Annotated in this window: 22 protein-coding genes; 13 read left to right on the top strand and 9 right to left on the bottom strand. The window is 56.5% G+C overall.

Annotated elements, in window-relative coordinates:
• Positions 1-133 precede the first annotated feature (133 nt).
• The gene (locus ACO6TI_RS14695; protein ID WP_055111863.1) at positions 134-691 is read left to right on the top strand and encodes a helix-turn-helix domain-containing protein; all 558 of its coding nucleotides are present in this window, start codon (positions 134-136) and stop codon (positions 689-691) included.
• Positions 688-1,224 (top strand): GNAT family N-acetyltransferase, encoded by a 537-nt coding sequence (locus ACO6TI_RS14700; protein ID WP_196900737.1) that lies wholly within the window; start codon positions 688-690, stop codon positions 1,222-1,224. The genes ACO6TI_RS14695 and ACO6TI_RS14700 overlap by 4 nt, the downstream gene beginning before the upstream one ends.
• A 535-nt stretch (positions 1,225-1,759) precedes the next feature.
• Here the strand turns inward: ACO6TI_RS14700 and ACO6TI_RS14705 are convergent.
• Positions 1,760-3,571 (bottom strand): ABC-F family ATP-binding cassette domain-containing protein, encoded by a 1,812-nt coding sequence (locus ACO6TI_RS14705; protein WP_348316893.1) that lies wholly within the window; start codon positions 3,569-3,571, stop codon positions 1,760-1,762.
• A 213-nt stretch (positions 3,572-3,784) separates the two neighbouring features.
• Here ACO6TI_RS14705 and ACO6TI_RS14710 point away from each other — a divergent pair, with 213 nt between their 5' ends.
• From ACO6TI_RS14710 to ACO6TI_RS14735, 6 genes are all read left to right on the top strand, one after another.
• The gene (locus tag ACO6TI_RS14710; protein ID WP_209018542.1) at positions 3,785-4,312 is read left to right on the top strand and encodes a BA14K family protein; all 528 of its coding nucleotides are present in this window, start codon (positions 3,785-3,787) and stop codon (positions 4,310-4,312) included.
• Between the two features lie 256 nt (positions 4,313-4,568).
• Positions 4,569-5,297 carry a LuxR C-terminal-related transcriptional regulator gene (locus ACO6TI_RS14715; RefSeq protein ID WP_422385178.1) on the top strand — a complete coding sequence of 243 codons (729 nt, stop codon included), beginning with the start codon at positions 4,569-4,571 and terminating at the stop codon, positions 5,295-5,297.
• Positions 5,298-5,895: 598 nt separating this feature from the next.
• On the top strand, positions 5,896-7,482 hold the full coding sequence (locus ACO6TI_RS14720) for a peptide ABC transporter substrate-binding protein (protein ID WP_055111873.1): 1,587 nt from the start codon (positions 5,896-5,898) through the stop codon (positions 7,480-7,482).
• A 90-nt stretch (positions 7,483-7,572) separates the two neighbouring features.
• Positions 7,573-8,496: an oligopeptide ABC transporter permease OppB gene (gene oppB, locus ACO6TI_RS14725; RefSeq protein ID WP_029063583.1), complete on the top strand. Its 924-nt coding sequence runs from the start codon at positions 7,573-7,575 to the stop codon at positions 8,494-8,496.
• A 14-nt stretch (positions 8,497-8,510) separates the two neighbouring features.
• Positions 8,511-9,635: an ABC transporter permease subunit gene (locus ACO6TI_RS14730; RefSeq protein ID WP_196878476.1), complete on the top strand. Its 1,125-nt coding sequence runs from the start codon at positions 8,511-8,513 to the stop codon at positions 9,633-9,635.
• 10 nt (positions 9,636-9,645) lie between these two features.
• On the top strand, positions 9,646-11,271 hold the full coding sequence (locus tag ACO6TI_RS14735; protein WP_209013304.1) for an ABC transporter ATP-binding protein: 1,626 nt from the start codon (positions 9,646-9,648) through the stop codon (positions 11,269-11,271).
• A gap of 25 nt (positions 11,272-11,296) precedes the next feature.
• On the opposite strand, the gene ACO6TI_RS14740 is transcribed toward ACO6TI_RS14735, so the two are convergent.
• On the bottom strand, positions 11,297-12,061 hold the full coding sequence (locus tag ACO6TI_RS14740) for a GntR family transcriptional regulator (protein WP_158510328.1): 765 nt from the start codon (positions 12,059-12,061) through the stop codon (positions 11,297-11,299).
• A 399-nt stretch (positions 12,062-12,460) separates the two neighbouring features.
• The gene (locus tag ACO6TI_RS14745; protein WP_422385179.1) at positions 12,461-13,528 is read right to left on the bottom strand and encodes a dipeptidase; all 1,068 of its coding nucleotides are present in this window, start codon (positions 13,526-13,528) and stop codon (positions 12,461-12,463) included.
• Between the two features lie 153 nt (positions 13,529-13,681).
• Here ACO6TI_RS14745 and ACO6TI_RS14750 point away from each other — a divergent pair, with 153 nt between their 5' ends.
• Positions 13,682-14,413: a L,D-transpeptidase gene (locus ACO6TI_RS14750; protein WP_104703077.1), complete on the top strand. Its 732-nt coding sequence runs from the start codon at positions 13,682-13,684 to the stop codon at positions 14,411-14,413.
• A gap of 19 nt (positions 14,414-14,432) precedes the next feature.
• On the opposite strand, the gene trhA is transcribed toward ACO6TI_RS14750, so the two are convergent.
• From trhA to ACO6TI_RS14765, 3 genes are all read right to left on the bottom strand, one after another.
• Positions 14,433-15,077 carry a PAQR family membrane homeostasis protein TrhA gene (gene trhA, locus ACO6TI_RS14755; RefSeq protein ID WP_104703076.1) on the bottom strand — a complete coding sequence of 215 codons (645 nt, stop codon included), beginning with the start codon at positions 15,075-15,077 and terminating at the stop codon, positions 14,433-14,435.
• A gap of 15 nt (positions 15,078-15,092) precedes the next feature.
• Positions 15,093-16,445 carry a DHA2 family efflux MFS transporter permease subunit gene (locus ACO6TI_RS14760; protein ID WP_422385180.1) on the bottom strand — a complete coding sequence of 451 codons (1,353 nt, stop codon included), beginning with the start codon at positions 16,443-16,445 and terminating at the stop codon, positions 15,093-15,095.
• Between the two features lie 113 nt (positions 16,446-16,558).
• Entirely contained in the window at positions 16,559-17,512 is a 954-nt protein-coding gene (locus tag ACO6TI_RS14765; RefSeq protein WP_196878474.1) for a LysR family transcriptional regulator, read from the bottom strand.
• Between the two features lie 63 nt (positions 17,513-17,575).
• On the opposite strand from ACO6TI_RS14765, the gene ACO6TI_RS14770 reads away from it, so the two are divergent.
• Together ACO6TI_RS14770 and ACO6TI_RS14775 are read left to right on the top strand one after the other, a co-directional pair.
• On the top strand, positions 17,576-18,511 hold the full coding sequence (locus ACO6TI_RS14770; protein WP_422385181.1) for a DMT family transporter: 936 nt from the start codon (positions 17,576-17,578) through the stop codon (positions 18,509-18,511).
• A 99-nt stretch (positions 18,512-18,610) separates the two neighbouring features.
• Positions 18,611-19,195, top strand: coding sequence for a nitroreductase family protein (locus ACO6TI_RS14775; protein ID WP_104702833.1), 585 nt, complete (start codon positions 18,611-18,613; stop codon positions 19,193-19,195).
• Between the two features lie 62 nt (positions 19,196-19,257).
• Here ACO6TI_RS14775 and ACO6TI_RS14780 read toward each other — a convergent pair whose 3' ends face one another.
• Positions 19,258-22,407: an efflux RND transporter permease subunit gene (locus tag ACO6TI_RS14780; RefSeq protein ID WP_055111893.1), complete on the bottom strand. Its 3,150-nt coding sequence runs from the start codon at positions 22,405-22,407 to the stop codon at positions 19,258-19,260.
• A 15-nt stretch (positions 22,408-22,422) separates the two neighbouring features.
• Positions 22,423-23,526: an efflux RND transporter periplasmic adaptor subunit gene (locus tag ACO6TI_RS14785; RefSeq protein WP_196900744.1), complete on the bottom strand. Its 1,104-nt coding sequence runs from the start codon at positions 23,524-23,526 to the stop codon at positions 22,423-22,425.
• 255 nt (positions 23,527-23,781) lie between these two features.
• Here ACO6TI_RS14785 and ACO6TI_RS14790 point away from each other — a divergent pair, with 255 nt between their 5' ends.
• Positions 23,782-24,324, top strand: coding sequence for a DUF2867 domain-containing protein (locus ACO6TI_RS14790; RefSeq protein ID WP_422385182.1), 543 nt, complete (start codon positions 23,782-23,784; stop codon positions 24,322-24,324).
• 4 nt (positions 24,325-24,328) lie between these two features.
• Here ACO6TI_RS14790 and ACO6TI_RS14795 read toward each other — a convergent pair whose 3' ends face one another.
• Positions 24,329-24,985 (bottom strand): cupin domain-containing protein, encoded by a 657-nt coding sequence (locus ACO6TI_RS14795; protein ID WP_055111897.1) that lies wholly within the window; start codon positions 24,983-24,985, stop codon positions 24,329-24,331.
• Positions 24,986-25,246: 261 nt separating this feature from the next.
• Between ACO6TI_RS14795 and ACO6TI_RS14800 the strand changes: the two genes are divergently transcribed.
• On the top strand, positions 25,247-26,722 hold the full coding sequence (locus ACO6TI_RS14800) for an ATP-binding protein (RefSeq protein ID WP_055111899.1): 1,476 nt from the start codon (positions 25,247-25,249) through the stop codon (positions 26,720-26,722).
• Positions 26,723-26,760 lie beyond the last annotated feature (38 nt).

A 26,760-nucleotide genomic window follows, 5' to 3' on the forward strand; every position in this document is an offset into this window, starting at 1 on the left:
GGCGGTCTCAACAATATTGACTGCTCGCAGCCCCGGTACAGGTTCGAAAGGGTTTCTCCTACGCAAAGATAAATTTCACTTGGAAAACAGGATATTTCCATTTATGAGAATAATCTCATTTGTGGGAATCATCATGTCTGATCTCGAACAGGATATCGGCCGGCGGATTGCGGGGCTGCGCCGGGCAAGAGGATGGCCGCTGGACCTGCTGGCGGAAAAGTCGGGAGTGAGCCGGGCGACCCTGTCGCGGATCGAACGCGGCGACACCAGCCCGACCGCGGTGGTGCTCGGGCAACTGGCCCGGGCGTTCCGGATTTCCATGGCCGATCTTTTCGGCTTCGGATCGCCTGCGCTGGACGCCAGGATCGCGCGGGGCGACCAGCCGGTCTGGCAGGATCCGGAAACCGGTTTTCGCCGCCGGAGCGTCTCACCTGTTTCAAACGGGTTTCGCGGTAGTGTGGTCGAGGGGGAACTGCCCGCCGGTGAAATCATTTCTTATTCCGTGCCGCCGCTACCGGACCTGGAGCATCATCTGGTTCTTCTGGAAGGAAATCTGGTGATGACGATCGGAGACGAGCGGCATGAATTGTCGCCGGGCGATTGCCTGCGCTTCCGCCTCAACACCGCCAACGCCTACCATGCCCCTGGACCCGGTTCCGCCCGCTACCTCCTGACGGTGATCACCCCATGATACGCTTTCGCCCGGAACCGCCGGTGTTCCTTCTGTCGCCGGAGGAAGTTCGCTCTTCGCTCGAAACTCTTGCGGATCTTCTGAAGGCCTGCGTGGAAGATGGTGCAGGCATCGGCTTCATCCTGCCGCTTCAGCGTGAAAAGGCCAAGGCATTCTGGGAAGGACAGTTGTCGACGCTGGAATCCGGAAAGTCCTTTCTCCTGGCCGTACGGGACGGAGAGGAAATTGCGGGCGTCGTCATGCTCGCCCTTGCGCCGCAAAATAACGGCCAGCACCGGGCGGAGGTCGCGAAGCTGATGGTTCACCCAAACCATCGCCGGCAGGGGCTGGCGCGCAAGCTGATGGCGGCAATCGACGGTCTGGCCCTGTCGTTGGACCGTTGGCTCCTCGTTCTCGACACCGTCACGGGTGACCGGGCCGAACAGCTCTATCCAACATGCGGATACCGGAAAGTGGGCGTCATTCCGGACTACGCCTATGGCAGCCACGGCGACTTGGACGCGACCACGGTTTTTTACAGGGATCTTCGGTAGGGGCTGACCTCGTCGAGTGTCGACCCCGCGAATGTGCAGAGCCAGGATGCGGGACGAGATGAGGCGCGCAATTACTGCGTTTCAGGCTGGCCTGGAGTCCCGAAGCTTCAGTCTTCGCAGAACTTTCCGGTGTTCTGTTTGCACTGTCTCTGGCGCGTGTGTTCGCGCCACGCAGCTTGATTATAGGATTTGTAGTCCGGATAGGTTTTACCGGAGCACGTTATTTTCGCGAGCGCCCGACCACCCGCAGTGTTGTAATCCCACGATTTCTTGGATTTCTCGCAAGCATTCTCCGGGGTCGAAACCTCCGGGGTTGCGCTTTCATTGTTCGACTGGCAGCCACTCAAAAAGGTGGCGAACAGGACAACCAGGACCGATGTCACCAACTGCGGATTTTTACTCATTGCTTCCAACCGGTTGCATGTATTGATTCCAATTACGTTCAAAAAGAAGATATCGATAAAACTTTTGAGTGTGTGCGGAAAAGGCCGTCCCTATAGGACGAGGCTGGATTTGGAATAACAGGAAGCTTTGGTCAGCCTTCTTCGGCGAGCATCTCAAGCTCCAGCCATTGCTCTTCCGCTTCGTCCTTTGCTGAAGTCAAGTCGGAGATTTTCTGCGAAAGTTCTGAGAACTTCTTGGGGTTCTTTGTGTAGAGCTGCGGATCGTTCATATCACTTTGAAGCTCTTCAAGTTTTGCTTCAAGTTGCTCGATTGTGTCGGGCAGGGTTTTCAAAAGATGCTGCTGGGTGAAGCTGAGTTTTGCTTTCGTCTTAGGGCTTTCCGCTGAACCGCTTGATAGGTTCTGCTTTTCCTTCTTTGCCGGGGCAGTTTTTTGAATCTTTCGGGCGGCGACACCCTCGCCGCGTTGCGCAAGCATGTCGGTATAACCGCCTGCATATTCGCGCCAGAGGCCATCACCTTCCGAGACGATGACGGACGTTGCGACCCGGTCGAGGAAATCGCGGTCATGCGAAACGATCAGGGCTGTTCCCGGGTAGTCGGCAAGCAGTTCCTGCAAGAGGTCTAGTGTTTCCAGATCCAGGTCGTTGGTCGGTTCGTCAAGCACCATCATGTTGGATTTGTTGGCCAATGCCCGTGCCAGCATCGCACGGGCACGCTCACCGCCCGAAAGGACGCTGACCGGAGTTCTTGCCTGTTCAGGCGAAAACAGAAAATCCTTCATGTAGGACATGACGTGCTTGGTCTCGTCGCCAACGACGACCATGTCGCCGCGCCCGCCGGTCAGCACCGAGACCAGGGTGTCATTGAGATCAAGCTTCTCGCGCTTCTGGTCGAGTGTCACCATTTCCAGGTTGGTGCCGAGACGGTTGGTGCCCGTGTCGGGAGCCAGCTCGCCAGTCAGCATCTTCAAGAGCGTGGTCTTGCCGGCACCATTCGGCCCTACAAAACCGATCCGGTCACCGCGTTGAATGCGCGTTGAAAAGTCTTTGACAATGGTGCGGTCGCCATATGTCTTGGAAAGACCTTTCGCCTCGATGACCAGTTTGCCGGATGCTTCCGCTTCGCTTGCGTTCAGTTTTGCCGTGCCTTGCGGGCCGCGATGCTCTCGCTTCTGTTTCCTGAGGTCTGCAAGTTCCCGTACGCGGCGCATGTTGCGTTTGCGACGGGCGGTGACGCCGTAGGTCATCCAGTGTTCTTCGCGCTTGATCTTCTGCGCAAGTTTGTGCTGGTCGTTCTCTTCCTGCTCCAACACCACGTCACGCCAGGCTTCAAAATGCGCAAACCCCTTGTCCAGGCGTCTGGAGATACCCCGGTCGATCCAGACGGTTGCCCGTGAAAGGTTTTCCAGGAACCGGCGATCGTGGGAAATCAGGACAAGTGCGGATTTGAGGCTCTTCAGCTCCTCCTCGAGCCACTCGATGGCCGGAAGATCCAGATGGTTGGTCGGCTCGTCCAGAAGAAGAATGTCCGGTTCCGGTGCGAGGGTGCGGGCCAGGGCGGCACGCCTGGCTTCGCCACCGGAAAGCGCTTCAGGTTTTTCATTGCCGCTGAGCCCGAGGACGTCGAGAAGGTAGGCACCTCGATAGGGGTCGTCACCTTCCGTCAGTCCCTCGTTGACATAATCGAGTGTCGAGGCGTAGGTGGACAGATCCGGATCCTGCGGCAAGTAACGGACCGTACGGCCGGGTTGAAAGAACCGCTCTCCCTTGTCCACCTCGATCTGTCCGGATGCGATCTTCAAAAGAGTGGATTTACCCGAACCGTTCCTGCCGACAAGACATATTCGATCACCTTCGGAAACGGACAGTTCCGCACCGGTCAGGAGGGGTGTTCCACCAAAAGTAAGCTGAACGTCTTGGAGTGTGAGCAGGGGTGGGGCCATGAAGTCCTGTTTCGTCGTCGATTGATCGGCGCCCGGTTTACTGCCCTGATGTGAGCCGCGCAAGCGCCAAACCCGACTTGCAACGTCACGTGAATGGAGTTGCTCGGAAATTTGATGCGTTTCCGCCAGATTTTTGTCCTGATATGCGTTATGATTGGCGTGTGGTCAGGGGCCTGTTGTCAAATCACCGGCTGAAGAGCTGGAAGGAGACCAATGATGTTTGATCTGATCAAGGGTCCCGTCAAATCGGGGAAAGTCGCGAAGTTGCTCAAGTCGTGCAGCCTGGCGCTGGTGCTCGCATTTGGCGGAACCGGGCTCGTCACCATGGCCTTTCCGGAGCCCGCTGAAGCGGATGCGTTTTACATCGGCACCGGCGGTGTGGGCTTTGCTTTCGGCACGGGCGGATATCGCGGCGGTGTCTTTTACGGATATCGAGGCGGTTTTGCAGGGCCTCCGTTCCGGCCCTACGGCCCGCCCTACTACTATCACCCGTATGACCGCCGTGCCTATCCGTACCGGTCTCGGGTCTATGTCGCCCCGCGCCGCTACGTAAGGCCGCCGCTCTATATTGCACCAAGGGGAAGGCATGTCGGTCAGCCGCAACGGGTGCCCTTTACCAAAACCGGACTGGCCCCTTTCACCCCGCAATGGGTGGCGTATTGCTCGCGCAAGTTCAAGTCCTTCAATCCGAACACGGGCACGTATCTGGCCTACAGCGGAAGGTATCGTTTTTGCCGCTAGGATCGCCAAAGTCTCACGCTTGTCTGAAAAATTAGGTTGGTGACCCCGCGTCGGTCAAACGCGAAAACCAGGTCATTCCGACCTTCACTTGCTCCGCTCGAACCGGATTGTCTCGGGCAGACAAGAGGCATTGCTGCTGTTTCTTATTCTTTCCTTAAGGTAATTGAAAATCATGCTGTTCACTTAGAGCTCAACAAGGTAATGAATCTGTTAGGTGGAAGGGCAATGACAAGATGCTTCTGAGGTACTGAAATACATGATTTCTCGATTGGAAGATTTTTCTAATTCGGTTTTAGGTGCAGATGACCCGCTGGCAGTGTGGAGCATAGCTACAAGTTTTTTTGAGAGCTTCGGCTTTATAGGATCAATGTACGGGATCAGGCATTTACAAACGACACCCAATGAAAAGAACATTCGTTTTTCCAACGCCTTGTCCGACTGGAAAACGTCCTACATGGCACACAAGGATTACGAGCGGGATCCTCTGTTCATCTATGCGCCACAGCTGCCGAGCGTTTTTTTTACAGGTGTGAATTTTCTGGACGACCATCCCTATCTTCGGGAAGAAGACGTTGCCGTAATTCGGCGGGCAGAGTCTTTTAATCTGACCAGCGGAATCGCCCTCAAGATGGCTGGCGGCGAAGACGGCGTGGTCAGAGGCTGGAACCTGATCGGTGATCTTTCCAGGCAGGAAATCATGTCGCTGAATGATGCCCATGGCGGTGTTCTGCATGTCTGTGCGGCACTTGCCGACCAAAAAATCAGTCAAACGGTGACAAGACCGGACGCATATCTGACGAACAGGGAAAAGGAATGTCTGATATTGTTGGCAAACGGTCAGAGGACCGCACAGATAGCCAACAAACTGAACATTCAGTCTGTGACTGTGGATCTTCACATGCGCAATGCGCGTGAGAAGCTTGGTGCCCGAACCCGTGAACAGGCGCTTGCGGTTGCCATCGTTTCAAATCTCTTGCCGCTCTGAATTGAGTTTTTGGCTCTGCGATTGTGAGCAAGCCGGTTTTTCCTCATTCGCAACCCGCGACTGAAAATGTCCGTACAACGATCAGGTCTTTGCCGCCGGAAGTGGGCGGCAACTTTCTCCAACCGGTCCGTCTGCTTCCGTCTGGCGCAAAGGCGGGCAGACCGGACTGCCGGCATCGGAAGTCACCAATGCACTCCTCGACGACGAGACCATTTCATCGTGGATTCCGAACCGGTCTCCCACAAGCCTTCGTGCTTTCTGTCTCAACGGGACAGGTCAAAATGGACAAGAACAATCCTGGCGGGAATTTCCAACCAAAATTGGCGACACGAGATCCTGATTGAGCTATAAACGAAAGTATCGTTTTTGCCGTCAGGATTGTAACTTTATTTCGCGCTCGTATGCCGATTTATTTAACAAATGTGCAAATTCGGGGAAATATTTTTCTTTTCTGTCGGACAAAGTGCAAAAACATCGCCTTTTTGCGACCACGTGTGGAATATGCCGTTGGGGGACGGTTGATTGCGCGCAAAGAGCGTGGAATCTTGTCCGTTATCGTTTCCATATCTTCAACAATAACCCAAGAGGGGAGAGCGATATGATCAAGTCCATGCGTGTAACAGCGCTTGCGGCTGCATTGATGGCAGCCACATCTTTGACCGCATTTGCCGAGGTGGTCTATCATCGTGGTAACACGGCCGATCCGGAAACTCTGGACCAGCACAAGACGTCCACGACCTACGAAGCTCATATTCTTCGTGACCTGTACGAAGGTCTTGTTGCCTACAGTGCGGCCGGCAAGGTCATTCCCGGCGTTGCCAAGGACTGGAATGTCGCTGAAGACGGCATGGTCTATACTTTCAACCTGCGTGATGACGCCAAGTGGTCCAACGGTGATCCGGTTGTCGCAGGCGACTTCGTCTACTCCCTCCGCCGTATCATGAAGCCGGAAACCGGCGCGAAATACGCAAACATCCTGTACCCGATCAAGAATGCGGAGAAGGTGAACAAGGGCGAACTGGCGCCGGAAGAAATCGGTGTGAAGGCACTGGACGATCACACGCTGGAAATCACTCTTGAATCGCCGACCCCGTATTTCATCGAGCAGCTGACGCACCAGACTGGTCTGCCGGTTCATCCTGCGACGGTTGATGCACACGACACCGACTTCGTGAAACCGGAAAACATCGTCACCAACGGTGCGTTTACGCTCGCCGAATTCATTCCGAACGCGCACGTCAAGGCCGTCAAGAATCCGAATTTTCACGATGCGGACAACGTAAAGATCGACACCGTCTTCTACTACCCGACAGAAGACCGGGGCGCTGCATTGCGTCGTTTCCAGGCTGGTGAACTTCATACCAACAACGATGCTCCAACCGAGCAAGTTGCCTTCATGAAGGAAAATCTGGGAGACCAGTTCCGCGTCGCTCCGTATCTGGGCACATACTACTATGCCTTGAATCACGAAGACGAAACGCTGAGCAGCCCCGAAGTTCGCCAGGCGCTTTCCATGGCGATCGACCGCGAGTTCCTGGCCGATGAAATCTGGGGCTCCACCATGGTTGCGGGCTATTCGTTCGTGCCGCCGGGTATCGGCAACTATGGAGAACCGGCTTTCGCCGACTACATGGACATGTCCCAGATCGATCGCGAAGAAAAGGCGATGGACCTTCTGGAAAAGGCCGGTTATGGCCCTGACAATCCGGTGAAGCTGACCATCAACTACAATACCTCTGAAAACCACAAGAACACGGCGGTTGCCATCGCCGACATGTGGAAGCCGCTTGGTGTTGAAGTTGCCATGGTCAACACGGACACGAAGACCCACTACGCAATGCTTCGTGACCGTCAGGACTTCGACGTCGCCCGTGCAGGCTGGATCGGAGACTATTCCGACCCGCAGAACTTCCTGTTCATGGTTGAAAGCGACAACACGGGGTTCAACTACGCTCGCTACGAGAACCCGGAATACGACGCCCTGATGGATGAAGCCGCGGCAACGGTCGACCTGGAAAAGCGGTCCGAAATCCTGAAGCAGGCGGAAGAGTTGTTCATGCGCGATCTGCCGTTCATCCCGCTGATGTACTACGGTTCGATGAACATGGTTTCCGACAAGGTCGCCGGCTTTGAGGACAATCTCCTCAACGTTCACCCGACCCGCTTCATGAGCATTTCCGAATAAACCGAAAAACAGGACCGGCAGGGATTTCCCTGCCGGTTTTTGCAAGGTGGCATGAAAAAGACCGCCAGCAGAACAACAGGGGCAGATCCTATGCACCGTTACGTGCTCGGTCGATTGCTCAGCGCAATCCCGACTCTCTTTCTGATCGTTACAATATCGTTCTTCCTGATCCGGATTGCGCCGGGTGGTCCGTTTGACCTGGAAAGGCCGCTCGAGGCCAAGGTGATGGAGAATCTGAACAAGATCTACCATCTCGACGAACCGCTCTGGAACCAGTACCTGCTTTACCTGAAAAGCATTGTTCAGCTGGACTTCGGGCCGAGTTTCTATTTTCGCGACTTTTCGATCAACGAGTTGTTTGCCCAAAGTCTGCCCATTTCCATTCAACTCGGGTTGTCTGCTCTTTGTCTTGCGCTTGTGGTCGGTGGCACGCTGGGTGTCGTTGCAGCCCTCAGGCAGAACCAGGCAACAGACTACTCCGTGATGGCGGCGGCGACCCTCGGCGTGACCATTCCGAATTTTGTCGTCGCGCCGATCCTGACCCTGATCCTCGGTGTCTGGCTGGGTTGGCTCCCCGTGGGAGGCTGGAACGGCGGTGCCTTTGTCAATGTCATACTGCCGGTCGTGACACTGGCTCTGCCACAGGTCGCTGTCGTGGCGCGGCTGACACGCGGTTCCATGATCGAGGCGCTCCGGTCCAACCACGTCCGCACAGCACGTGCCTATGGTCTGACCAGTTACATGGTCATCGTCGTGCATGCCTTGCGCGGCGCCATATTGCCGGTCGTTTCCTATCTCGGGCCGGCGGCCGCAGCACTTTTGACTGGCTCCGTCGTCATCGAGACAATATTCGGCATTCCCGGCATTGGCCGGTACTTCGTGCAAGGCGCGCTTAATCGTGACTACACACTGGTCATGGGAACTGTCGTGGTCGTTGCCTGCTTCGTCATCATGTTCAACCTCGTCGTGGATCTGCTTTATGCGCTGCTCGATCCGCGCGTGAGCTACGATTGAGGAAGGACAGGATCATGACGATAACCGTTACAGACAATGACGCACCTGCAAAAGGTCGATCGCTCTGGGATGATGCGCGTGATCGATTGCTGGCCAACCGGGCGGCCGTCGCCAGCATGATCGTTCTGGTGGCGATTGCTCTGGTGTCCGTTTTGGGACCGGCCCTGTCACCGCATGAATTCGACACGGTTTACCGTGACTACGTCAAGGTTCCCGCGAGCCTGGAAGCCTATCCGAGACCGGAACAGGTCGAGCCCGGATTCATGTCCGTCGCCAAGAGGGCCCGAATGACAGTGGAGGGGTACGAACGGGACGGGGACACCGTGGTTGCCAACGTGACGTCGAAACGGGAAATCGATCCGCGTTCGACACGGTATTTCGATCGCAGTGATCTCTTCAAGGACGCCCAGCTGACAGACATGTCCGCGGACAAGAAATCCGCAACCATCCGCGCCAGCATCAACTACATGCACTTTTACTTCGGTACGGATGCCAATGGCCGGGATATGATGACCCGGACCTTCATCGCCGGACGTGTCTCCCTGACGATCGGCCTGCTTGCGACGGTGGTTGCCATTTCGATCGGCGTCATCTACGGCGCCACCTCCGGGTATCTCGGCGGGCGCGTGGATCAGATGATGATGCGCGTGGTCGATATCCTCTATTCACTGCCGTTCATCTTCTTCGTCATCATGCTTGTCGTGTTCTTTGGCCGGAACTTCATTTTGATGTTCATTGCGGTCGGGGCGGTCGAATGGCTGGATATGGCCCGCATCGTGCGCGGCCAGACCCTGACAATAAAACGTCAGGAATACGTGCAGGCGGCAGAAGCCATGGGTGTGGGCGACGGCGGCATCCTGAAGCGTCACATCATTCCGAACACCCTCGGACCTGTTGTGGTCTACATGACACTGCTCGTACCGAAAGTCATTCTGCTTGAGAGTTTCCTGTCGTTCCTGGGACTTGGCATCCAGGAGCCTATGACAAGCTGGGGCGTTCTTATTTCTGAGGGCGCCCGGAACCTGCAAGGGGCAGCCTGGATGCTCATCTTCCCGTCAATCTTCCTGACATCGACCCTGTTCGCGCTGAATTTTATCGGCGATGGCCTGCGCGATGCGCTGGATCCCAAGGACCGGTAAGGAGAGCACCATGACCCAGGAAAACAGCAGAACGGTTCTTTCCATCCGCGACTTGAAGGTCGATTTTGAAACCGGCACGGGCACAATTAATGCCGTTCGTGGCGTCGACATCCACGTGGAAGCCGGTGAAACGGTCGCCATCGTGGGAGAAAGCGGGTCCGGCAAGAGCCAGACGATGATGGCGGCCATGGGCCTTCTTGCCTCCAACGGGCGAACGGAAGGCGAAGTCATCTACGAAGGCCGCAACATTCTCGGACTGTCGACCAGGCAGCTGAACGATATACGCGGAGCCAAGGTCACCATGATCTTTCAGGAGCCGATGACATCGCTTGATCCGCTTTATACCATCGGCCGCCAACTGGCTGAACCGATGGTGGTTCATGGCGGCCTGTCCTGGAAAGAGGCCAAGGCAAAGGCACTTGAACTTCTGAAGTTGGTGAACATTCCGGAGCCGGAACGCAAGATCAAGGCATATCCCTACGAGATGTCCGGCGGTCAACGCCAGCGCGTGATGATCGCCATGGCACTTGCAAACGATCCGGACGTGCTGATCGCCGATGAACCGACGACCGCTCTGGATGTGACGACCCAGGCGCAGATCCTTGATCTTTTGCGTGATCTGCAAAAACGCCTTGGTATGGCGGTGATGTTCATCACCCATGACCTTGGCATCGTGCGCCGGATCTCCGATCGGGTCTATGTGATGAAAACCGGTGAGGTCGTTGAAAGCGGCGAAACCGCCAAGATCTTCGCGCAGCCGGAGCACCCCTACACCAAGATGCTGCTGGATGCCGAACCGACAGGTCACAAGCCTCCGGTACCCGACAGCGCTCCAGTTCTATTGGAAGCCCAGAAAGTCGAGGTCGAGTTCGAACTGGATTCCGGTTTTCTGCAACCCAAGCACATCTTGCGCGCGGTCGACGACATCAGCTTTTCACTGCGCAAAGGCCAGACGCTCGGCATTGTGGGTGAAAGCGGATCAGGCAAGTCAACGCTTGGCCGCGCGATCCTGAACCTGTTGCCCGCGGGGGGCCGCGTTGTCTTTCACGGACAACAGATTTCCGGGTTGGACAAGGCTGCCATGCGGGCGCTTCGCAAGGACATGCAACTTATCTTTCAGGACCCGTTTGGCTCGCTCAGTCCGCGCTTGACGGTCGGTCAGATCATTTCCGAAGGCCTGCTCGTGCATGAGCCATCGCTGACCGCCAAAGACCGGGATGCACGTGCCTGCCAGGCGTTGGAGGAGGTGTCTCTCGATCCAGTCATGCGCAACCGGTATCCGCACGAGTTCTCCGGTGGGCAGCGTCAGCGCATAGCCATTGCCCGCACGATGGTTCTGAAGCCTGAATTCGTCGTTCTGGACGAGCCGACGTCGGCTCTGGACCGCACGATTCAGAAACAGGTTGTCGAGCTTCTGCGTGATTTGCAGAAAACTCATGAACTGACCTATCTGTTCATCTCCCATGACCTCGCGGTCGTGCGCGCTCTGTCAGACACGGTGATGGTCATGCAGCGCGGCAAAGTGGTCGAAGCCGGTACGGCAGACGCGATATTTGAAGCGCCTAAATGCGACTACACCAAAGAACTTATCGGTGCCGCGATGCTGACCCAGCAGCAAATGATGGAAACTGCCTGATTTGGCTCAGTATGATATGTGACTTTCAGAGCCCTTCCAGAACGACCTGGTCGGGCTCTCTTTCACACAGCGCCCGCAGGGCGACGGGATCCCGGCCGTAATACTGTTTGGCAAGAAGCGTTGCGCTGGAAAACACGTGATCCTTCAGCGCTTTGACCGCTGCTTTGTCGTTTCTTGCTTCGAGCGCATCAAGCAACAGGTCGTGTTGCACAATATCCGGGTGAGTCCATGCCTCATCCGGCCTCGGATTTGGCAGCATGATGCGCTGAAGCATCATCAACGTTCTGACCAGCATGGAGTCCAGTGCGGGCATTCCAGCGAGCTTGAAGATCTGCAGGTGAAAATCGCGATCGATTTCCGAGCAGGTGAAGACATCCCGCTGGCTTCGGGCTTCCACGAATTGCCGATCGAGGTCACGAAGTTCAGCGAGCTTGCAGGGAGTAATTTTCTTTACCGCTTCCATGATGCCGGTGGTTTCAAGATTGACGCGCAACCGGAGCAATAGCAGGGCTTCGGAAACGGAAGGGTCCGTGACGAAGGTTCCCTGATACCCTTTGCGGACAACAAGGCCGCCTTCCTGCAGCAACATCAGGGCTTCCCGAATCGTGCTTTGAGAACACGCATAGTCCTTTGCGAGGGATTGTTCGGTCATGGGGCTGTCCTGCCGTAGCTGGCCAGTCAGAATACGGCCTTTCAGGTCCTGAAAAACCGACTCCGATTTTCGGGTGCGTTTGTCCCCTGAAACCTCTTTTGCTTGCGGCGTCTTGTCCGCAGCAATCTGTATGTTCACGTCGTCGCCCCCGCCACTGATCAAAGATCGGTATCGCCGCAAGGAGCTGCAATGGATGCCGGAAATTTCAGGCAACCCTGCATGCTCCTTGTCATCCGATTTTCCGCCAGCAACGGAATACCGGTCAATGGGGCGCACCGACCAATAGCAGCCATCTGCCGGTCTTTTGTGACCTTTCCACGTTTCTGGTGAAAACCGGGTCGGTCAAAATTGCCTGAAAGTGGGATTCTCACAATGCCGGAATTGACATTTGAACGGCTGCAAAAAGTGCTGATGTGTACATCTTCGACCTTGGTCACAATGATTGCAATCGCGAATTCGAAAGCTTTAGTAACAAATTCGCGAGCAGAAAAAGGTCCGAAGCCACGGGCAGCCGGTTTGGGTCGGGATCAGGTGCCCTCAGGCGGACGACTTTTCCAGCATGGACAACCAGTTTTCAAAAGCCAGTTTTCTGAGTGTGTCAGAACTGAAACCCCGCTCTCGCAGCACATCGAAGAGCCGTGGCAGACCGGTTACATCACTCAGATCTGCAGGCGGAATGCACCCGTCGTAGTCGGAACCCAGGCCGACATGGTCCTCACCGAGCCGATCCACGAGATAGGCAGTGTGATCGGCAACGACTTCAAGGGATGTGTCTTTCTGAAATTTGCCGTCAGGTCTCAGGAACGCCACATGGAAATTTACCCCGACCAGGCCTCCGCTTTCCTTGATGGCGTCGAGTTGCTTGTCGGTCAGGTTTCGACTGCTGGCACAGATGGAATGCACATTTGAATGACTTGCGACGATCGGCCGGTCGGTAATGCCTGCAAGGTCCCAGAATCCCTTTTCGTTGAGATGTGAGACATCCAGCAAAACGCCAAGTTTGTTGCAGGCCCTGACAAGTTCACGCCCGGCTTCTGGCAGGCCAGGACCGATATCAGGTGACGCCGGATAGGACATCGGAACGCCGTAACCGAAGGCATTTTCACGACTCCAGACAAGGCCGATGGAACGAAGTCCCCGCTCGTAGAGCTCTTCCAGGGCGTGGAACTCCGTGTCGATGGCTTCGGCGCCTTCGATATGAAGACTGATGGCAAGCTTGCCGGTTTCGATCGCTTCCCGGTTTTCCTTTGGAGATTTGCAGATGACTACTGAACCGTTCGAGGCGGCTTCAATCTGTTCGGCGCGCTCCAACAGGCGCTTGGTGAAGTCGAGCGCCTGTTTTTGCGGTACTGCTTGAAAATTGGACGGGTCCTTCGGATTGAACGACTTGGAAAAGTCCTGGTCCGGATTCGATGGAACAAACATGGCGAAGAGGCCGCCGGAAAAGCCGGCTTGCCTTGCGCGAACAAAATCGATGTGCCCCTGGTCAGACCGTTCAAAAAAGTCGCGTTCCTCGCCCTTGATCGCGTTGATCTCAAGCTTGAGCAGCGTGTCGTTGTGACCGTCGAAAATCGGATAGTGAGAAGCTGAAGCGTCGTGTTGCACGAAATGTCCTTGAAGATACCGGAGGATCACAAATGGGGGGGCGACGTGCATACTCTAGTCGTTCGCGCAAATAATGTAAGGCGCTTTTGCGAAAGTGACTTGCAACTGTTGAAAAGCTGGCCCAAGAAGAGTGCCAGATTTTTCGGAGGTCACATGACGCGCGAATTGCCGCTGCACGAAAACTCAAATTTGGGAAAAGATGGCCTGGTTTCACGCCGGACATTTCTGACCGGAGGCCTGTTGCTCACCGGTGCCGCGTTGGCAGGATGCCAGACGGCCGTCGGGCTGCCGGATCAGGCCGAGCTGCCGGACGAGAACTTCGACTATGCGACCGCCTACGCGGCTTTGCCGGATGGCGAGTACACCTGGCCGGCGATCAATTACAAGAATTTCGATGAGAGTTATCTGCGGCAGATCGTGGAGTACAAGACCCGGGAAAGACCAGGCACGATCATTGTCGATCCGTACAACAACTATCTTTACTGGACCCTTGGCAACAAGAAAGCGCTTCGCTACGGCATCGGTGTCGGTCGCGCCGGATTTGACTGGTCCGGTGAAGCGTTGATCCGCGTGAAGCGCGAACATCCGATTTGGCGCCCTCCACGCGAGATGATCGCGCGGAAGCCCTCACTCGAGCGATACTGGGAAAAGGGTTATCCGCCCGGCCTGAAAAATCCGCTCGGTGCGCGTGCCATGGATCTTTGGCAGGGGCCGGTCGATACGCTTTTTCGTATTCACGGCACCAACAAGCCTTCCTCCATCGGCAAGAGCGTTTCTTCCGGCTGCATTCGCATGTGGCAGCAGGACGTGATCGACCTGTTCAACCGTGTTCCGCTGCGAACGAAGGTGGTCGTGCTGAGCAAGGACCCCAACGCCGAGGCGTAACGTCGAGTGGTGCCAGAGCCTAGGTTAGGGCAACGTCGTGCAGGACTGCACTGAAGTGGCAGACTGCCGCGGCGAGGACGAACGCGTGCCAGATGGCGTTTTGGAAGGGCAGCTTCTTCCAGGCGTAGAATGCAGTCCCGATCGTGTAGAGCAATCCGCCGGCCAGGATCATGTAGAAGCCGAATGTCGACGCTCTTTCGATCAGCGGATTGGCGGCAAAGACAACGACCCAGCCAAGACCCAGATAGATCGGAACCGTCAATCGCTCGGTACGGGACAGGTGAACCAGCTTCAGCAGGGCCCCGGACAGGGCACCCGTCCAAACGATCGCAAGCAGGATGCCGCCGGTCCAACCTCCTATGATGACAGCAGCAAGGGGCGTATAGGTGCCTGCAATCATCAGAAAGATCGCTGCATGATCAAGTCGCCGCAAAATGCCGGATTTGTGATCCTTGGCGAGCATGTTGTAGAGCGCTGAACAGATCAGCATGGTCATCAGGCAGGCCGCATAGATCATCACGGTGATCTGCCGGGTCGGGTCGCCGGTATTCCAGAGCGTTACCGCGAGCACGACCGTTGCGGTCAGACCGAGGCAGATGCCAATCGTGTGGATAGCACCATCAGCGATCAGTTCTGCGAGTGATTGAGCCCTGAATTCCGTCATTTCACCTTCCACGCCTCATGATGTCGAATCATATTCCAGTGCAATTGAGCTGTAGGCACATGCCAGGGCGATCATGACGCCCATGGTGACGAATATCGACGTGAAACCCGCTCCCATGGCCAGAAGGACGCTTCCCAGAGTGACACCGAGTGTGCCGCCGACAAGACGGGCGCTGATGATGAGGCCGCTGACTTCGCCCTGTTTGTCTCTCGGCACGGAGTTTGCGGTTATGCGTCCTGTCGGGATCATTGCGAACGGCAGGAAAATCCCCCACATGAGCAGAACTGGCGCCAGCGCCCAATAAGTGTTCAGCAGCATGACCAGGCCAATCAGTATGTTGGCTACCGCCAGGAGGGCCATGGAAAACAGAACCGGTTTTCGGGAGCCGTATTTGTCCGAGAATTTTCCGGCCGGGGCAGCCAGAATGGGCATCGGCAAGACGGCGATGACTGTGCCGATTCCAGCCCAGAGAGCTGAATAGGACAGATCCAGCTGCAGGTAGTGCGGCACATAGATCGCAACGACAATCTTGCTCATTTGGGTGAGCAGAATGATCATCGCGCTCGCGTGAAACGGGGGCAGTTTGAACAGGCGTACATCGATCAGCGGTTTGGCCTTTCTGGTCTCATAGACCAGGAAGACCGCGATGCCGATGACACCTCCGAACACGGTTCCAAGGATCACCGGTGACAACCAGCCGAAATCGGGTCCTTCCATCAGGCCGAAAATAAATGCGGTTAGCCCAATGAGCATCAGCACAAGTCCGATGGGATCGATGACGGGGCGTGGCCGCGAGTGTTCCGGATTGCGCCACAAGATGCAGGCAAGAACACTCCCCGCGACGACAACGGGAACGTTGATCCAGAAGACCCACCGCCAGGAAAGAAAATCCGTCAGAACACCGCCGACCAATGGACCGGCTGCGAGAAAAATGGTCGCCATGGCGGCCAGTATGCCGATCGCCCTGCCGCGTTCGTTTTCGTCGAAAGTCAAAGTTGCGGCGGCGAGTGACATGGGAAACATGATCGCCGCGCAAAGTCCTTGAACGACACGCATTGCGATCAGTATTGCGATGCTGTCTGCTAATCCCGCGACAAGACTGGCGATGGCAAAAACAATACTGCAGGCAATGAGGGCAGGTCGAAATCCGAACAGGTCGATTGCCTTGCCGCCAACGGCAGCAAAGCATGTGAAGGCAAGCATGTACGCGTTGAGTATCCAGTGTGTCGTTGTCGCGGACAGGTGGAAATGTTCGCGAATGGCGGGCAATGACACGCCGAGCACCGTTTCGTCGAGCATGACGAGACCGCCGAGACAACCAACCGCAAGAACAAGACCCCGCTTACGCTCTTTGTCGGAAAGTGACATTATCCGCTGCTTCCTTGTCGATAAACACTTTGGGCGTTGCTTGCCCTGTGCCGGTCAATTTCCACCTTAAGTCAGCCGGCAGACGGTAGCATAGCTGTTTCTTGAGAATGCAATCAAAGGCTTGGCCGATCTGCCGCAAAGGCCAGCGTAGACAAGGCACGGTCAGACTGCGCACTCCAGGACAACAGGGCCGCTGCCAGGCGGGCCGCCGGACCGTCGTTCGGGTCCGACGCGCGTCTGACGCACCACCAGTCGAGATACATGCCTTCGTCCGCGATTGGCCGCGCAACCAGTGTGCCATCCGCCAGTTCGGGTTCGATCGCCCATTGGCTGAAAAGCGCAACGCCGAAACTTGCTCGCACAAGATCGATGACGGCCTCCGGTGTCGGCATCGACGTCAGGCGGCGGAAAGGTTCGACCGGAGCGCCGAGAAGGGTGGTCCAGTCGAAACCGGGTTCGGCCGTCAGCGGATATACGAAAAATCGCTCGTCACCCATGTTCAGACTGTTGACGACGGGTTCGCCTGCCAGTGGGTGATTTGCCGACATGACGGCGACGATCGGGTCGGATCCAAGTTTTGTGGCCTTGAATTGGGCAAGGGCAGGTTCCCTGCCGAACACCAGCGAAACATCCACGGAACCGTCGATCAGCGAGGCGAGCGGCCGGGACGTCGCGTTGCCCGAAAGATCTACTGTCAGGTTGGTGTCTTCGGCTTCCAGATATTCCAGAAAGGCCGGGAACCAGTGGTAACGACTGTAAGTCGCCTGGCCGAGCCGGACCAGCAGACGTTGTTCCTGCGCGGAAGCCTCCAGTTCCTGCTCCAGCCTGAACAACTCGGCGAGAAAATTTTCCCCCAGCCGCCTGAGGCGTTCGCCTTCGGGTGTGAGCTGAAAGCCGGTTTCACCCCGTTGGACGAGAGAAATCCCGATCCGTCGCTCGGCTTCGCGAAGCCGGTGGGAGGCGGCGGACTGGGTTATGCCCAGGCGGGATGCGGAAATGGTCATGCTTCCGGTTTCATTCAGGGCGGAGAGGAGCGTCAGGTGATGAATGGCGAGTTTCGGTATCATTCCTCCATGAAATCATTTCATGATCAAAATGAAAACTAAGAATTTTATTTATGGAGAGAGGCGATGTATCGAAAGGGCATGTCAGTCTTCTCTTTACCCCGCTTCCAACTCAGTCCTGCAGTCGCAACACTCACAATCGTGGTGACGGCTATCTGCTTCGGTCTGGTACCAGTCTTTGTCCGGGAGTTTCAGGGGCTGGGAACCGGTCCGGCCACGATTGCGCTGTACCGCTACGGGATCTCGGTGGTTGTGCTGCTGCCGTTTCTTCCGCGCGAGCGGCATAAATGGGGAAAGGCCTTGCTTCTTGCCGGCGCGGGAGGTGTCGTCGGCCTCAGTCTGATCGGCTATCTGGAGGCGATCAGCATGGCGCCACTCGCAGCAGCCGGCGTCGTTTACATGTCCTACCCCGCCTTCGCAGCACTGTTTGCATGGGGACTTCTGCGCCAGGCGCTCACCTGGAGAACCTTCGCCGCGATCGCTCTGGTGCTTGGGGCGGCTTCGCTCCTGCTGGACCCATCTGCGTTGTCGCCTCAGATCCTTGCGGCTTTGCTGTGGGCTATCCCCGCGCCGATCGCGTTCGGTTTTCTGATCGTCGTCCTGAGCGGAATGTCCGGTGATCTCAATCCGCTTGAGCGCGCCGTGAGTACCCTGGTCGGTGCCATTGCCGGCTTGTTGCCGCTGGCGCTCCATGAAGGTGGCGGATCCATATTGCCGTCATCATTCGATGAGTTGTGGCTGATTGTGTTGATGGGGCTGGTCACGGCGCTCGTTCCGCAGATCATGTACACAATCGCATGCCAGAAAATCGGTCCTATGCGAACCGCAGCAGCCGGCAGTTTCGAACTGCCCACCATGTTCCTGGTTGGCTGGCTTGTTTTCGGTGAGACATTCGGATTGCTCGAACTCGTGTGTGCGTTGCTCGTTCTGTCCGCGATACTGGTTGCGCCAGCACCGGGCGCCAGCCCGGCACAGGAACCGAGGGTCGTTCAGGCAAGATAAATATCTTTATAAAAAGAATCTTGATATAAAGATAAAAAGTGATTATCTCCGGCTCAACCGGGCAGCTAGAAGCCCGCATGAGCCTAGGAGAACTTGCCAATGACTGGTCGCAATCCCGATCATCCCGTCGAAAACCTCTTTGTCGATCGTTGGTCAACGCGCGCTTTTGACGGATCCGAAATGCCGGAAGCCGATCTGAAAACCATCCTCGAAGCGGCGCGCTGGTCGCCGTCTGCCTTCAATATTCAGCCCTGGAGGTTCGTTTACGCGCGCCGAGGGGCTGACCATTGGGAAACCCTGGTCAATCTGCTGAACCCCTTCAACCTGGATTGGGCCCAGCATGCCTCCGCGCTGGTTTATCTGTTTTCTGACACGGAAGTTGACGGCAAGAACGACGAGCCGAACCGGGCGAGCGGCACCCATTCCTTCGATGCCGGATCGGCTTGGGCCCATGTCGCTCTACAGGCAACCGCGCTCGGGTATCACACACATGGGATGGCCGGCATCTTGAAAGAGGATATTCACCAGCGGCTGGGTGTCCCGGACCGGTTCAAGCCGGAAATCGCCATTGCAATCGGCAGGCGGGGCGATGCGTCTCAACTGTCGGAAAGTCTGCAGGAGCGCGAAACGCCGAGCGCTCGCAAACCACTGAGCGAAATCGCTTTTGCGGGAACCTGGGGCTGACGAAACGGTTCTCTTGCGCATCGAGCGAAGGTGGCGAATAATTGCATCGCCACCCCGCTACATTACGCACTTGAGCCGGATTGAACTTTGTCCAGTTCCGACGACGGCTTCCCAAATACCTTCTCTCGAAAACTTTGAACCGCCACATAAAGAACCGGGATCATCAGGAGACCGATCGTGCTGTCCAGGATCATTCCGGCGAAAACCGGCAGGCCAATGGAAATCCGGCTCGCCGACCCGGCACCTGTCGCGAATACCAGCGGCAAGACCCCGATGATGAAACACAGGCCGGTCATCGTCACCGGGCGGAACCGCGTGTGTGCCGCGCTGATCGCTGCGTCCGTTATGCTCATGCCTTCGTCACGGCAATTGCGGGAAAACTCGACAAGCATGATCGCCTTCTTGGCCGCCAATCCGATCAGAAGCACCATACCTATCTGGGCGTAGATGTTGTTGTTCAGAACGTCGATCAGGTAGAGCGGGATCATGGCGCCGCAAACCGCAAAGACTGCCGACAGCATCACGGAAATCGGCAACAGCCAGCTCTCGTACTGCGCAACAAGACAGAGATAGGCAAACAGGAAGGCCAGCAGGAAAATATAGATGACATAGGAGCCGGCCTCGATTTCCTGAAGCGACATGCCCGTCCATTCAATGGAATACCCCTTTGGCAGAACGTCCTGGGCGACTTTCTCGAAGGCGGTAATCCCGTCGCCAGTGCTGAAACCCGTGTTGGTGAGGCCTTGAACCGCTGCCGAGCGGACCATGTCGTAGCGGGTTACGCTCTGGGGACCGACAACCGGGGTAAGATTGACCAGCGTACTGAGCGGGATCATGTCGCCGGATGAGCCGCGGACATATATGTTGCCTACATCTTCAAGCGTCTGCCGATACTCCGCCTCGGACGCGAGGATGACCCAGAATATCTTGCTGTCGAGAATGAAATTGTTGACGTAGTAGGACCCGAGATTGGCCTGAAGAGCGGTGAATATGTCGCTGACATCGACGCCGAGGGCCTCTGCCTTGTCCCGGTTCAGATCAACCTCGTATTGAGGATTGCTGGCGGAAAGGGAACTGAAAACCTGCAGGAAGATCGGGTTGTCGTTCGCCGCCGAGAGGACCGCGTTCGTTACCGCTCCCAGATCAACCACGCTGGCACCGGCATCATCCTGGATCTGGGCTGCTATGCCACCGGAAATTCCAAGTCCGTCGATCGGGGGCAGGGGAAAGACAAAGGCGATCGCCTCCTCGAAGGTTGCAAGTTTCTCGTTGAGTGTTCCAAGGATGTTGTACCACTGGGTGGCCTTCGTTTTCCGTTCATCCCAGGGAGCCAGTATCGGGATCAGCGTGACATAGTTTGAGCCTTCACCCGCAATGATGCTGAAGCCGGTAACGGAAATGACATCGGTCACGCCCTCGACCTCCCGCATCACAGATGTCATTTCTTTTGCCAGCGCGTCCGATCGCTGCAGAGATGCGCCATCCGGAAGCTGGACATTGGCAAAGAGGACGCCCTTGTCCTCAAGCGGTATGAAGCCGGTTGCCGTTTCGCGGAACATGAAGACAGTCGCTGCAACAGCGGCGACAAGTATGAGAAGTGACAGTGCGACGTGGCGGATCATGATCCGGACAAGCCACACGTAGCCGTCGCGAACCTTGTCGACGAACCTGGCGAAGAACCGCAGAAGCCGGGGCGGCTTGGCATCCGAGCGGCGCAAAAGGATTGAACACAACACGGGTGACAGTGTCAGCGCATTGACCGCAGACAGGCAGAAAGCGACGGTGATCGTCAGGGCGAATTGCAGATAGATCCGTCCGGTAATCCCCGGAAAGAAACAAACCGGCACGAAAACCGCAAGCAGTACGAATGTGGTCGCGATGATGGGACTCGTCACCTGACTCATGGCCTTGAGGGTGGCTTCACGAGGTGCGAGACCTTCCTCGCTCATGATACGCTCGGTGTTTTCGATGATGACGATGGCATCGTCGACGACGAGCGTGATGGCAAGGACAACACCGAACAGCGTGATCAGGTTTGCGGAAAACCCGATCAGGTAGAGAACCGCCAGCGTTCCAAGCAACGATACGGGAATGGCAACGGCCGGGATGATGACCGCACGCCAGTTCATCAGGAACATGAACACAACGAACACGACGAGTGCCGTTGTGATGGCAAGGGTCGTCAGAATTTCCTCGATAGAGGCACGGACCGCCTTGGTAATATCGTAAAGAAGCTCGTATTCGACCCCGGACGGAAAGTCCGCCTTCATCCTGTCAAGCTCTTCGGCGACGAGGGCTGCCACGTCGAGCGCATTGGCGCCGGGGCTCTGGTAAACGGCGATAGACGTCGCCGGTTTGTTGTTGAGCGCAGAATAGGCCGAATAGGAACTGGAGCCGAGCTCTATCCTTGCCACGTCTCTCAGCCGCACGAGTTGCCCTGAAGTGTCGCCTGATACCACGATGTTGCCGAATTGCTCAGTCGTTTCCAGAAGGCCCTGCGATTTCAGCGTAAACTGCAGGTCGGTCGGGCCCGCAAAGGGCGCTCCGCCGATCTGACCGGCTGTTGCACGGGCGTTCTGGGCCTGTATTGCGTTCGAAAGGTCGGATGCTGTCAGGTTGAGGGCCGCCATCTGGTCTGGGTTCATCCAGACCCGCATGCTGTAGTCCAGCGGACCGAATTGCGACACGCTGCCAACGCCGGGCAGGCGGGACAGGCGGTCCTGCATGTGAATGGTCGCGTAGTTGCTCAGGTAGATGGCGTCCCGGCTTTCGTCCGGTGAAACCAGATTGATGACCTGGAGCATGTTTGCGGATTGTTTTTGCGTGGAAACGCCAAGTGTCTTGACGGACTGCGGCAGGGTCGGTTCGGCGAGCGCCACCCGGTTCTGCACATTTACCGCCGCAATATCCGGATCCGTGCCGACTTCAAACGTGATGGTCAGTTGATACGAACCGGAGTTGGAACTGGTCGAGGACATGTAGAGCATGTCGTCGACGCCGTTCACCTGCTCTTCGATCGGGACCGCGACCGATTTTTCGATGAGTTCGGAATCGGCACCGGGATACTGCGCAGCCACCACGATCTGCGGCGGAGTGACGTCCGGATATTCTGCAATCGGTATGAAGATGATGGCGATCACCCCAACAAGGGACGCTATCAGCGACAGCACGAGCGCGAAATTCGGTCGGTCGATAAAAAACTTGGACAGCATGGCCTCAGGTCTCTTCTAGCTTTTTGCTTCAACCGGGTCGACCGTCATGTCGGGTCGAATCCGTTGAAGACCCTGAACAACGACCTGCTCTCCATCCTTGAGGCCCGATGTGACTTCCCAGAGCGTGCCCGATTGCCGGCCGAGCACGATGTCCCGCCGTTCGACCTTGTTGTCCGCACCGACCACGAAGACGAAATGGCTCTTCGCGTCGAGCTGGATTGCGGATTGCGGAATTGCCGGCATCGGCGTCTGCGTCTCGTCCTTGACGGAGACATTGACGAATTGACCGGGGATCAGGAGGTTCTTCGGGTTGTCGAATGTTGCGCGCAGTTCGACGGAGTCGCTGCCTTCCTCGACCGAGGTTCCCACGTAGGAGATCTTTCCCTCGGAGGGATATTTCGTTCCGTCGGCAAGGGTAAGACCGACTTGAAACGTTGCACCGTCGTCACCGATAAGGCCAGCTTCCCGGTCCTTTATCAGATCCTTTTCGCCCATGTAGAAGCTGACATAGATCGGATTGACGCTGGTAACGGTCGCGAGCGCGCCGGTGTTCGAATCGACAAGATTGCCTACATTGAGATTGGTCTTGCTGATGCGGCCGTCGATCGGACTGGTGATGTTCGTATATCCCAGGTTGATCGTGGCCGTTTCCAGGTTGGCCTGTGCCTCGTCCACATTGGACTGGTCCAGATCCGCCGTCGCCTTCGCACTGTCATAGACAGCCTGTGAGACGTCTCCCTTGGCAAGCAATTGCCGCTGGCGTTCCAGCTCGATCTGTGCGTTTTTGAGCGTTGCCTTCGCTCCCTCGAGCGTGGCTTTGGATTGGTCGACGCTTGCCTGGTAAAGATCCTTTTCGATCACGTAAAGCAGGTCGCCCTGCTTGACCGAACCGCCTTCGGTGAACTTGCGTTCTGTCAGATAGCCCTCAACCCTGGCGACGATGTCGACGCTGTTCGTTGCCTCGACGCGGCCGACATAACGCGAACTGTTTGCCGGTGTGATCATCTGGACTTTGGCTACGCTGACTTTTTGAGGGGATGATCCGCTTTCCTGAGCACTCGCACCGATCCCGCTGACAAGACCGACAGTCAGGCCCAACAATACCTTGGCAGCTTTCATGACCCCTCCAGCCGAAACATGTCCAATTCAAATCGATTTTCATCATAACCGGAATGCGCGGCGAAGCGATTGAAAACAGGGCAATTTACAATTTATTTTGGCCGTCTTCGCAATCTTCGGACGTAACGGCTTCCAGTTTTCCAGGTGGAAATTCCAACAGAAAGTCCATGTGTCGCGGGGTGTGTCAATCGGCGCGATGAGGACGTTGATGTGATGGTGTATTGTCCCGGAAAGCACACCAGATGGGGTCTTGATATGAGCGTTCGAGACAGACTGCCGAGTGACAGCATTCTCAACACCTATTATGCACCACGTGATTTCATGGACGTCTATTCCGTGTCACTGGCAGAAAGGCCGGATCTTCAAGCTGCGGACATGCGTGTCCTTGCTGATCACATCCTGATGGCCGAGATCGGCTGGATGAACGCGCTGCTCTCGCTGCGTGATACCGTTGTCAAGCCGTTCGGGCTGAAAACAACCGAAGATCTCGGTCTGGAAGAGAAAGACACGCCACTTGAAGACAGAAAGCCAGGTGACCGGATAGGTTTTTTCAGGATCTTCCGTGTCGAAGACAACGAGATCCTTCTCGGCGAGGATGATTGGCACCAGGACTTCAGGCTGTCGATATTCCGCCGAACTGACCGGTCACCCAGGATCTTTGCATCCACCTGTTGCAAGCGACACAACATTTTCGGCCACGTCTATCTCGCTCTGATTCTGCCATTTCACAAGAAGATCGCTTCAACCGTACTGGATACCGCGGTTAAGCAGAGGCTCACGACGGCAACTGCGTCTTAGGCATTCAACGGCACAGATGTCCCGTCTTGCGCCAGACCCTTGTGCCCTGGTTGGTCATGATGGTCTGGCTGCTGTCCGGGGGAAGGCGGAGCCAGGCGCCCTGGTCATATCTTCCGTTCTGATCTTCGAAACTGCCTTCCACAACGAAATATTCGACCCCGCCGGGAAACGTCTGTTGGGAGAAACTGGAGCCGCGTTCCCAGTCGAGCATGACAACTTCCTCGTCCGGACGGATATGCAGCGGCAGAATGGATTCGCCCGGCCGTCCCACTTGCCAACCGGCCGGATCAAGCGTGTTGACGCGCACATAGACATCATCGTCTGCCTGCATCTGGCGCAGCTTTACAAGGATCACCGCACCCGGTTCGCTGGAAGGCACATGGCTTGAGCCTGGAGGGTTTCGAACATACATGCCTTTGGGAAAATCGCCGCTTTCGTCTGAAAAGACGCCGTCCAGAACATAAAACTCTTCGCCCATGTCATGTGTGTGTGCGGAAAAAGCTGATCCGGGTGCGTAGCGCACGAGACTGGTCGCACGCGCGACTTCTTCACCATCGCGTTCAAGCATACGTCGTTCGACACCAGCCATCGGCGAGGGCACCCAGTCCAGGGCCGCACTGTCGACAACGGCGCGTACGCTCAGATCGGCGTGGATTTTCATCTGGTCTCTCCCTCAAGGCAGTGCCTTAGAATTAGATGGAGCTACAAATACGCTTTTGAAGAGGAGAGGAGAAATCAATTCGTTGGGGATTGGCGGGCCGGAATTTCCGGTATGCGAAAACCCGTTGCGTGGAATTCTTGGAAAACGATGGATTCCTGTCCGGTGGTCTTTGCAATGGCCGAGGAATCGTGCTGAGTCGCGTACTTGATAGGCGGCACAAGCGGAGAAATCGAAGCGTCGAAATACGCTGAACGAATTCGTATGACAGTTGAGATCGATATCGGAGAAATGACGGGTGGTTCGCGCGCCGGGCTCGATCTGGAAGAGTTGCTTGCAACGCGTCTGCTGGTGCAAGGCAATTCCGGCTCGGGCAAATCGCATCTGCTAAGGCGTCTCCTGGAACAGTCGGCGAACTGGGTGCAGCAGGCGATCATCGATCCGGAAGGAGACTTTGTGTCTCTGGCGGAGAAATTCGGCCACGTCGTTGTCGATGCCGTTGGTACGGAAAAGGACCTGCAGATGATTGCAGGAAGGGTCCGTCAGCACCGCGTTTCCGTTGTTCTCAATCTGGAAGGCCTCGACGCAGACCGCCAGATGAAGGCGGCTGCAACTTTCCTGGACGGGCTTTTCGACGCTGATCGCGATCTCTGGTATCCGATGGTTGTCGTTGTCGACGAGGCCCAGCTTTTCGCACCGGCTGCTGCCGGTGAAGTCACGGAAGAAGCCCGAAGACGCTCATTGGGAGCGATGACAAACCTGATGTGCCGCGGCCGTAAACGCGGACTGGCGGGTATCATTGCAACCCAGCGTCTGGCAAAGCTTGCCAAGAACGTTGCCGCGGAAGCCTCGAATTTTCTGATGGGACGCACATTTCTCGATATCGACATGGCGCGTGCTGCGGATCTGCTTGGTATGGAACGCCGGCAAGCTGAAAGTTTTCGCAATTTGGACCGGGGCAATTTCATTGCACTTGGTCCTGCCTTGTCACGACGGCCCGTGCCCATAAAGATTGGCCCCGTTGAGACCATGGGGCGCGGAGGGAGCCCGAAACTGATGCCTTTGCCGGATCAGCCGAAGGAAGAGGCGAAGGATCTGATCTTCACGCCCTCAGCAGATGAGCATCGGCCCATCAGACAGCGTTTTGTGGAACCGGTCGTTTCGACAGGCGAAGTGCTTGATCGGCTTTCCAGCGCCGAACTGGCCGGCGAAGATGCGTTACCTCAGGCCGAGAACCTGCTGGACTTCGGTGAGCGCGAGGAGAAAGTCGCCGAGATCATTGCAGGTATTCTGGAAGACGAAGACGCGGCGTTCCAGCCGATTGCAACGCTCTATCAGGATTTCCAGGTTCGGTGCCGGATTGCCAAACTGGCAGGCGGCGCGCCGGATTTGCAGAACTTTCGGGAAAAACTGTCGGTTGCGCGGGCAGGGGTTGAAAAGGGTGAGATGGATGAAGGTGCCTGGGCGCAGGCGGAACTGATCGCGGCGGAATTGCCCGACGACATGCGAGGCGTTTATCTGCTGCTTGCAAAAGCCGCGCTGGCAAAAACGCCATGTCCGGGCAATATCGAGATTGCAACAGCTTATGGAACGAGGTCGCCAGGAAGGGCAAGATGGCTGTTGAGCCACATGGAAGAGCGCGGTTTCCTCGTCTGCGCAACGGACCTGCGCGGCAATCGCATTGTCACCTTGACAGATCTTGGCTGGCAGACAGCGCCAGGCGACGAGGCGGCGGCATAAGGGCGGCCCGGTTCAAAGGTCTTGCACGCAATTGTCAC

The sequence above is a fragment of the Roseibium album genome (assembly GCF_965233825.1).
Taxonomy (GTDB): domain Bacteria; phylum Pseudomonadota; class Alphaproteobacteria; order Rhizobiales; family Stappiaceae; genus Roseibium; species Roseibium album.

Excerpts from the sequence above, each read along its gene's own strand:
- ACO6TI_RS14760 (WP_422385180.1), bottom strand. The coding sequence starts at position 16,445 with ATGTCACTTTCCGACAAAGAGCGTAAGCGGGGTCTTGTTCTTGCGGTT.
- ACO6TI_RS14695 (WP_055111863.1), top strand. The coding sequence starts at position 134 with ATGTCTGATCTCGAACAGGATATCGGCCGGCGGATTGCGGGGCTGCGC.
- ACO6TI_RS14780 (WP_055111893.1), bottom strand. The coding sequence starts at position 22,407 with ATGCTGTCCAAGTTTTTTATCGACCGACCGAATTTCGCGCTCGTGCTG.
- ACO6TI_RS14800 (WP_055111899.1), top strand. The coding sequence starts at position 25,247 with ATGACAGTTGAGATCGATATCGGAGAAATGACGGGTGGTTCGCGCGCC.
- oppB (WP_029063583.1), top strand. The coding sequence starts at position 7,573 with ATGCACCGTTACGTGCTCGGTCGATTGCTCAGCGCAATCCCGACTCTC.
- ACO6TI_RS14790 (WP_422385182.1), top strand. The coding sequence starts at position 23,782 with ATGAGCGTTCGAGACAGACTGCCGAGTGACAGCATTCTCAACACCTAT.
- ACO6TI_RS14710 (WP_209018542.1), top strand. The coding sequence starts at position 3,785 with ATGATGTTTGATCTGATCAAGGGTCCCGTCAAATCGGGGAAAGTCGCG.
- ACO6TI_RS14770 (WP_422385181.1), top strand. The coding sequence starts at position 17,576 with ATGTATCGAAAGGGCATGTCAGTCTTCTCTTTACCCCGCTTCCAACTC.
- ACO6TI_RS14715 (WP_422385178.1), top strand. The coding sequence starts at position 4,569 with ATGATTTCTCGATTGGAAGATTTTTCTAATTCGGTTTTAGGTGCAGAT.
- ACO6TI_RS14720 (WP_055111873.1), top strand. The coding sequence starts at position 5,896 with ATGATCAAGTCCATGCGTGTAACAGCGCTTGCGGCTGCATTGATGGCA.
- ACO6TI_RS14700 (WP_196900737.1), top strand. The coding sequence starts at position 688 with ATGATACGCTTTCGCCCGGAACCGCCGGTGTTCCTTCTGTCGCCGGAG.
- ACO6TI_RS14795 (WP_055111897.1), bottom strand. The coding sequence starts at position 24,985 with ATGAAAATCCACGCCGATCTGAGCGTACGCGCCGTTGTCGACAGTGCG.
- ACO6TI_RS14765 (WP_196878474.1), bottom strand. The coding sequence starts at position 17,512 with ATGATACCGAAACTCGCCATTCATCACCTGACGCTCCTCTCCGCCCTG.
- ACO6TI_RS14785 (WP_196900744.1), bottom strand. The coding sequence starts at position 23,526 with ATGAAAGCTGCCAAGGTATTGTTGGGCCTGACTGTCGGTCTTGTCAGC.
- ACO6TI_RS14750 (WP_104703077.1), top strand. The coding sequence starts at position 13,682 with ATGACGCGCGAATTGCCGCTGCACGAAAACTCAAATTTGGGAAAAGAT.
- trhA (WP_104703076.1), bottom strand. The coding sequence starts at position 15,077 with ATGACGGAATTCAGGGCTCAATCACTCGCAGAACTGATCGCTGATGGT.
- ACO6TI_RS14735 (WP_209013304.1), top strand. The coding sequence starts at position 9,646 with ATGACCCAGGAAAACAGCAGAACGGTTCTTTCCATCCGCGACTTGAAG.
- ACO6TI_RS14705 (WP_348316893.1), bottom strand. The coding sequence starts at position 3,571 with ATGGCCCCACCCCTGCTCACACTCCAAGACGTTCAGCTTACTTTTGGT.
- ACO6TI_RS14730 (WP_196878476.1), top strand. The coding sequence starts at position 8,511 with ATGACGATAACCGTTACAGACAATGACGCACCTGCAAAAGGTCGATCG.
- ACO6TI_RS14775 (WP_104702833.1), top strand. The coding sequence starts at position 18,611 with ATGACTGGTCGCAATCCCGATCATCCCGTCGAAAACCTCTTTGTCGAT.